We start from the raw sequence: 6,820 nt of genomic DNA, 5'->3' as shown, positions 1-6,820 counted from the left end.
CAGCCTGATCAATCCGGCCAAGCCCGCCGGAGATCAAACGGCGACTGCGCTGTTACACCAATCCAAGGGACACGATCCCTCTACAAAACCGCCAGGGCGCACCTATATCCCTAGTTGGGGTGCATGTTCTTTCGAGTTCGGGGAAGGGAGGCGGCCGAATGGGTGTTGGCCGGATTTGGGACCGTATTCGACAACGCTTCGGGTTTGGCTCCTCCGATCTGCCGGAGGAAGCCACGCCAAGGCCTTCCCATCGCCGCGACGCCATGCCCCGCGCCCGCCGGACAGGCTTCCTTTCCGAAGATGCCTTCGCGGGGGAACTGGTGCGCATCAAGGAGGGCGACGAACCCCACCCCCATCTCCACGTATTTTCACTTTCCGACTTCCGCGATGCCGTCGGCCCCAAATGGGAGCGGTTGAACGGACTGGTGGAAGTGGCGGTGGAGTCCATCATCCGACGCCATGTGGACAGCGGCCAAGACATCTTCACCCGGCTGGATGCCGAAATTTCCTGCCTGACGCTGCCCAATGCCTCGCGTTCGGAAACCCGGACCAAGGTTGCCGCCATCGCCCACGACATTTCGGCCCATCTGTTCGGCGACGCGGTCATCGACGGGCGCCGTCCCCAGGTGCTGTCCGCCAATCTGCCCCTGAACGATGCCCTGACCGAGGAAGGGGAGATGAACCGCCAAGCCATCAACCACGCCCTGGCCCAGGCCGGGGCGGCGCTGTCGACGGACTCCACCGCCAGGAGCGCGGGGGCGGCGGCGGCTCAGGATCTGGCGGCACCGCACCGCGCCACCCTGGCCTCGCTGATGAGTCCCGAGGACGCCGCCCGGATTGCCGCCGCCCAACCCGGCAAAGGCTTTGCCATTTCAGGGGGCGAAACCCGTCGCATGGAAGAGCCCGACTGGTTCATCCCATCCGCTCCGGCCCCCTTGCAGGGGGCCGATGCTCCCCGGCAGACCCTGGTCCAGTCGACCACGCTGCAAGGCGCCGACGCCACGCGCCAGGCCGCGGCCAGGGCAGCCAGCCACAAGGCCTTGATGGCGGACTGGTTCGAGGTCACGCCCCCCCATGCCGATCAAGCCACTCCCGACCAGTCCAGCGCCCACAAGGCGGCAGGATCGGAACGCATTTCCATGGGCGCCACCCCTGGAAAGGCAGAGCCCGCCACCCCCAGTTGGTACGGGGACGCCGCCCCGCAGAGACTGAACGGGGCCGATGCCGAACGCGCGGTGATACGGCTCGACAAGGCCGGAGGCGGACCCAAGCCCCCGGAAACCATCATCTCCGTGGATGGCGGCGGCTGGGGCGGGGGAGCATCGCCCCTGACCCCGGAATCCTCCCTGACCCTGGTCTGGACCCCCACCTGGGTCACCAGCCGCCGGGCGATCGGCGCGTTCCATGCCCGGCTCATCCGCTCGGATCGCGATAATTCACCCACCCTGGAAGGGGTGCACGCCTATGACGGCCTTAACCCCATGGAGACCCTGACCCTGGACCGCTTCGCCGCGACCCAGTCGGCGCGTGAGTTGAAGAACCTGTTCTTCAGCCGTCAGCGGCTGGGCCTGACGGTACCGGTTCACTGGATGTCGCTATCGCCCAAATGGCGCGACTGCATCCGCATTCCTTTCGAGGATTGCCCCTCGGAAGCCCGACGCCGCTTCCTGAAGATCGAGGTGTTCGGCCTGTCGCCCGAGGTCCCCCCCATCGTGCTGCGTCGCATGTTCGAGCCATTGGAGCGTATCGGCTGCGACGTGCTCGCCCGCCTGCCCCTCTCGGCGGCCGCCATGATTCCTGCATTGAGCCAGCTACGCGGCGTGGGGGTCGATCTGGCGGAACTGCATGACGAGGAACGGGTCGGCGATGACGAATTGTTTGCCCGTCTCGACCTGTTCCGCGAGACGGCGCGCAAGGCCAAGATCGCCAGCTATGTCTGGGGGGTGCGGCGTCGGCCGCTGATCGCCCGGCTGGTGAAGGCGGGCTATTCCCTGGTCAACGGCCCCGGTGTCATGTGCGACCTCAGCCACCCGGTCCTGCCCTCCAAGGGCGGCACCGCCAGACCCGGCGCCGTCACCCCTCCGTCGGGTGGTGCTCGTCGATGATCCCCGCCGCCGCCCGGGCCTTGGCGCGCGACGCCTTTTCCCGCTGGCTTTCCGAGCGCAACTGACCGCAGGCGGCCAGGATGTCGCGGCCCCTGGGCATGCGGATGGGGGCGGAATAGCCGTTGTCCTGCAAGATGTCCGAGAAGGCCTTGACCGTTTTCATGTCCGAGGTCTCGAACTCGGAGCCCGGCCAGGGATTGAAGGGGATCAGGTTGAACTTGGCGGGCAGGCCCTTGATCAGCTTCAGCAGGGCGCGGGCATCGGCGGCGGAATCGTTGACGCCCTTCAGCATGATGTATTCGAAGGTGATCCGGCGGGCATTGGAGGCGCCGGGATAGTCGCGGCAGGCGGCCATCAACTCCTTCAAGGGATACTTCTTGTTGATGGGCATGATGCGGTCGCGCACCTCGTCGGTGACCGCGTGCAGCGAGATGGCCAGATTGACCCCCAGGCGCTCGCCGCATTCCTTCATCATGGGCACCACCCCCGAGGTGGACAGGGTGATGCGGCGCTTGGAGATGCCGATGCCCTCGCCATCCATGAGGATTTCCAGGGCGGTGGCCACATTCTCGAAATTATACAGCGGCTCGCCCATGCCCATGACCACGATATTGGACAGCAGGCGCCGGGTATCATCGGGGGTGGGCCATTCGCCATAGGCATCGCGCCCAGCCATGAACTGGCCGACGATCTCGGCGGCGGTCAGGTTGCGCACCAGCAACTGGGTGCCGGTATGGCAGAACTTGCAGGTCAGCGTGCAACCCACCTGGGTGGAAATGCATACCGATCCCCGGTGAACCGCGCCCAACTCCTCGTCGAGATCGGGGATGAAGACGGTTTCGGCCTCGTTGCCGTCATCGAATTTCAGCAGCCATTTGCGGGTGCCGTCCTCGGACAGCATCTCGCGCTCGGTTCGCGGGCGGCGGACCTCGAAATGCTCGGCCAGCTTGGCCTGCATCACCTTGGAGATGGAGGACATGGCGGCGAAGTCGGTTTCACCGCGATTATACATCCAGTGCCAAAGCTGCTTGGCGCGGAAGGGCTTCTCGCCGATGGCGTCCATCTCGGCGGCCAATTGGGCGCGAGACAGGCCGATCAGGTTGGTCTTGGTGGGCACGGTGTTCATGACCGAGACAGATAAGGTCGCCGGGCCAAAGAAGCAATGGTTTGCGATGAAAGGAATGCCTTGCTCTCGCCACAATCGACGTCCACCCTGCCCACCCCTTCCGGTTGGAGCGCCGTCATGAGCCTGTATCTGCCCATCGCCGAACAGTCGGTCGAGGTCTGGGAACTGGTGGCGGTGGGCGGCGGCATCGGCGTCCTGTCGGGCATTTTCGGTGTCGGCGGCGGTTTCCTGCTGACGCCGCTGCTGATCATGTTGGGCATTCCCCCCGCCGTGGCGGTGGCCTCGGGGGCCAATCAGGTGATGGGGTCCTCGGTATCGGGCGTCTTCGCCCATTGGCGACGCGGCACCGTCGACGTCAAGATGTCCATCTTCCTTCTGCTGGGCGGCTTCGTCGGCTCCAGCCTGGGGGTCTGGCTGTTCGCCCTGCTCAAGCGCCTGGGCCAGATCGACCTGGTGATCAGCCTCAGCTATGTGGGCGTGCTGGGGGCGGTCGGCTGGCTGATGCTGATCGAGTCGGCCGCCGCCACCTGGGGTATCAAGACCGGCAAGCCCCCGGGCAAGCGCCATCCCCATCATTCGTGGCACGCGCTGCCGCTGCGCCTCAAATTTCCCCGTTCCGGCCTTTACATCAGCGCCCTGCTGCCGGTGGCGGTCGGCGCCCTGGGCGGCGTCCTCGCCGCCATCATGGGAGTCGGTGGCGGCTTCATCCTGGTGCCGCTGATGATCTATGTGCTGGGCATGCCCACCGCCGTGGTGGTGGGCACCTCGCTGTTCCAGATGATCTTCGTCACCGCCAATGTCACCGTCCTCCAGGCCTATACCACCCACACCGTCGACATTCCCCTGGCCATGATCCTGCTGGCGGGCGGCGCGGTGGGGGCGCAGTTGGGAGCCCGCCTCGGCGGATCGCTCCCGGCCGAGCGGATTCGTCTGCTGCTGGCCCTGATCGTGCTGGCGGTCTGCGGCGAGATGGCCTGGGGCCTGTTCGCCACCCCGGCCGAGACATTCTCCCTGGCGGGCTGAGGCCGCCCGGCTTGCCCCTGGCCCGCCTTCGGTGTACCGATGGTGGGTTGGGAACAGTCGGGTGGGACCATTGAGCAAGCCTTGTCTCCGGTGGGGCGCATTGGCCGCCTTGGCGTTGCTGGTTCTGACCGTTTCGCTGTCCGGTCGGGCCTGCGCCGCCGTCGTGCTCGACGATCGGGTGGACTTCGTCGATCTGGCCGGACGGATGGATGTGCTGCGCGATGCCGATGGCAGTCTGGCGATCGATGACATGGCGCGGCCGGACATCGCCAACCGCTTCACCCCCCTGAACGGCGACCTGACGGCCGGATATGACCGTGCCGCCTACTGGCTGCGGATCCCCATCAACGAGGTGTCCAGGGCCTCGGGGCACTGGCTGCTGGAGGTGGGCGGCGCCTATCTCGACCATGTCGGACTGTTCACCCCCGGCAACGGCCGAGGCTTCCACGCGGTCAAGACCGGCGACCGCACCCCGTTCTCGACCCGCCCCCTGCCCCACCGCACCTTCGTCTTCGATCTGGCCCTTCCGCCGGGCGAAAGCCAAGTCATCTATCTGCGCATTCAATCCACCAGCACCTTGGCCGTCACCGCCCGCATCTGGTCCAAGGCACGCTTCGCCGCCGCGGCGGCGGCAGAATCCCTGGCCCTGGGACTGGTGGCCGGCGGCATGCTGGTCATCGCCCTGATCTCGCTGTTCCAATACGCCATCGGCCGCGACGGATTGTATTTGCTCCATTTCGCCTATGTTCTGGCGGCGACGACCATGTTCGGCTCGGCCAATGGCCTGCTGGCGCAGCACGTCTTTCCCGGGTCGCCCATCCTGGCCGAGCGGTTGACCGGCGTGGGAGCCAGTCTGATGCTTGGCTTCGGCCTTGCCTTCACCTCCCGCCTGCTGGACCTGGGCGCGGGCTTTCCCCGTCTGGGCCGGGCCTATTCCCTGGCGGGATGGGGCCTGGGCGCCTGTGCCCTGTCGGTGCTGGCCGATGCATTCCAGATGGTGGCGCCCGTGATCAGCGGAGCCATGGTGGTGTTCCTGCCCACCACCACGGTGCTGGCCCTGGTCCAGACCCTGCGGGGGGAGCGCGGGGCCATCTATTTCCTTCTGGCGATGCTGGTCTGTCTGATGGCCTTGACCCTGCCCGCCCTGAAGGCGCTGGGACTGGACCAGGGCCTTCCCGTCAACACATTGGTGGTCCAGGCCAGCGTGGCCGTGCATACCGCGCTGCTGCTGCTGGGCCTGCTGCACCGCTCGGCTGGCCTCAACGCCGTCCGCCTGGAACTCAGTCGGCGGGCCGAGAGGGAGTTGGAACGCCGGGTGGCCGAACGCACCGCCGAACTGGCCGAGACCAACACCACCCTGGCGGCCGAGGTCGCCGAACGTCGCGCCGCCGAGGGACGCCTGCGGGAAAGCGAGCGTCAGGTCCGGGCCATTCTGGATGCGGCACCATTCCCGATGCTGGTGGTGACCTATCCCGAGGGGCGGTTCATGTTCCTGAACCAGCCCGCCGCCGAGTTGATCAATATTCCCACCGATAGCGATCTGAGCGGTTTGCGCACCCGCGACTTCTACGTCAATCCCGCCGAGCGCGACCAATTCATCTGGAAACTGAGGGAAAGCGGCTGCGTCCTGGGGGCGGAACTGGAAATCCGCCGCATCCCCGACGAAAGGCGCTGGACGCTGTTGTCGGCGGTGCGCTTCACCTATCGCAACGAGGAGGCGGTGCTGATCTGCCTCAACGACATTTCCACCCGCAAGCTGCTGGAGGAATCCCTGCGCCTGGCCGGGCTGCGATCCGAGGCGGCGCTGGAGACCAGCTACCAGGCCATGCGGGAACAGCGCAACTTCCTGTCCATGGTTTCCCACGAATTCCGGGTGCCGCTGGCCATCATCGAGGCCGCGTCCCAATTGCTTGGCATCTATTCCGAGGCCGATTCCGAAGCCCAGGACGAGGTCGCCAAGATCGGCCGCGCCGTGCGGCGCATGTCCGACCTGATCGATGTCTGCCTCGCCGACGACCGCCTGGATTCCAACACCATGTCGCTGCGGGTGGTGGAATTCGACCTGGCCTCCACCCTGGCCGATCTGCGTGATGACAAACGCCCCTTCGCCGCCAACCGATATCTGACCCTTAAGGCGAATGGCCCCGCCCTGATCCAGGCCGACGCCACCTTGCTGCGGGTGGCGTTCTCCAATCTGATCGACAATGCCTTGAAATTCTCACCGCCGGAGTCGCCGGTGGAGGTGCGCATCATCGCCGACCCCGAAGGGATCATGGTCAGCGTCAGCGATCGCGGCCCCGGCATCGCCCTGGAGGAGCAGCCGCGCATCTTCGAGAAATTCTTCCGCTCCACCAAGGCCGACCGCATCCGGGGCGCCGGGCTGGGGCTTTACATCGTGCGGCGCATCATCGACCTGCATGGCGGCAGCATCGCAGTGGACAGCATGCCCGGCCAAGGCGCCACTTTCGTGGTCTGGCTGCCGCTGATTCCACCGCCGACCGCGCCCATCGACGGGCCGATGGCTTGATCTTTGCCCGCATTTTCGTGATATGGTCGAAAATGAAAG

At 66.1% G+C, this 6,820-nt stretch carries 4 protein-coding genes; 3 read left to right on the top strand and 1 reads right to left on the bottom strand.

Annotated elements, in window-relative coordinates; all coding sequences use genetic code 11:
• Positions 1–320 precede the first annotated feature (320 nt).
• On the top strand, positions 321–2,105 hold the full coding sequence (locus A6A04_RS11910) for a hypothetical protein (protein ID WP_156612577.1): 1,785 nt from the start codon (positions 321–323) through the stop codon (positions 2,103–2,105).
• Here the strand turns inward: A6A04_RS11910 and rlmN are convergent.
• Positions 2,074–3,231, bottom strand: a complete 1,158-nt coding sequence (gene rlmN, locus A6A04_RS11905; protein ID WP_068493159.1) for a 23S rRNA (adenine(2503)-C(2))-methyltransferase RlmN — start codon at positions 3,229–3,231, stop codon at positions 2,074–2,076. The genes A6A04_RS11910 and rlmN overlap by 32 nt on opposite strands.
• 117 nt (positions 3,232–3,348) lie before the next feature.
• Between rlmN and A6A04_RS11900 the strand changes: the two genes are divergently transcribed.
• Positions 3,349–4,254 (top strand): sulfite exporter TauE/SafE family protein, encoded by a 906-nt coding sequence (locus tag A6A04_RS11900; RefSeq protein WP_068493156.1) that lies wholly within the window; start codon positions 3,349–3,351, stop codon positions 4,252–4,254.
• A gap of 109 nt (positions 4,255–4,363) precedes the next feature.
• Positions 4,364–6,781, top strand: a complete 2,418-nt coding sequence (locus A6A04_RS11895; protein ID WP_245651180.1) for a sensor histidine kinase — start codon at positions 4,364–4,366, stop codon at positions 6,779–6,781.
• Positions 6,782–6,820: the final 39 nt, after the last annotated feature.

Origin of the sequence: Paramagnetospirillum marisnigri, assembly GCF_001650715.1 — a bacterium.
Taxonomy (GTDB): domain Bacteria; phylum Pseudomonadota; class Alphaproteobacteria; order Rhodospirillales; family Magnetospirillaceae; genus Phaeospirillum; species Phaeospirillum marisnigri.
Note: the sequence above shows the minus strand (reverse complement) of the source record. Positions and strands in the feature narration are given on the sequence as shown.

What these genes read in the sequence shown, in the direction of transcription:
- rlmN (WP_068493159.1), bottom strand. Translation starts at nt 3,231, where the DNA reads ATGAACACCGTGCCCACCAAGACCAACCTGATCGGCCTGTCTCGCGCC.
- A6A04_RS11900 (WP_068493156.1), top strand. Translation starts at nt 3,349, where the DNA reads ATGAGCCTGTATCTGCCCATCGCCGAACAGTCGGTCGAGGTCTGGGAA.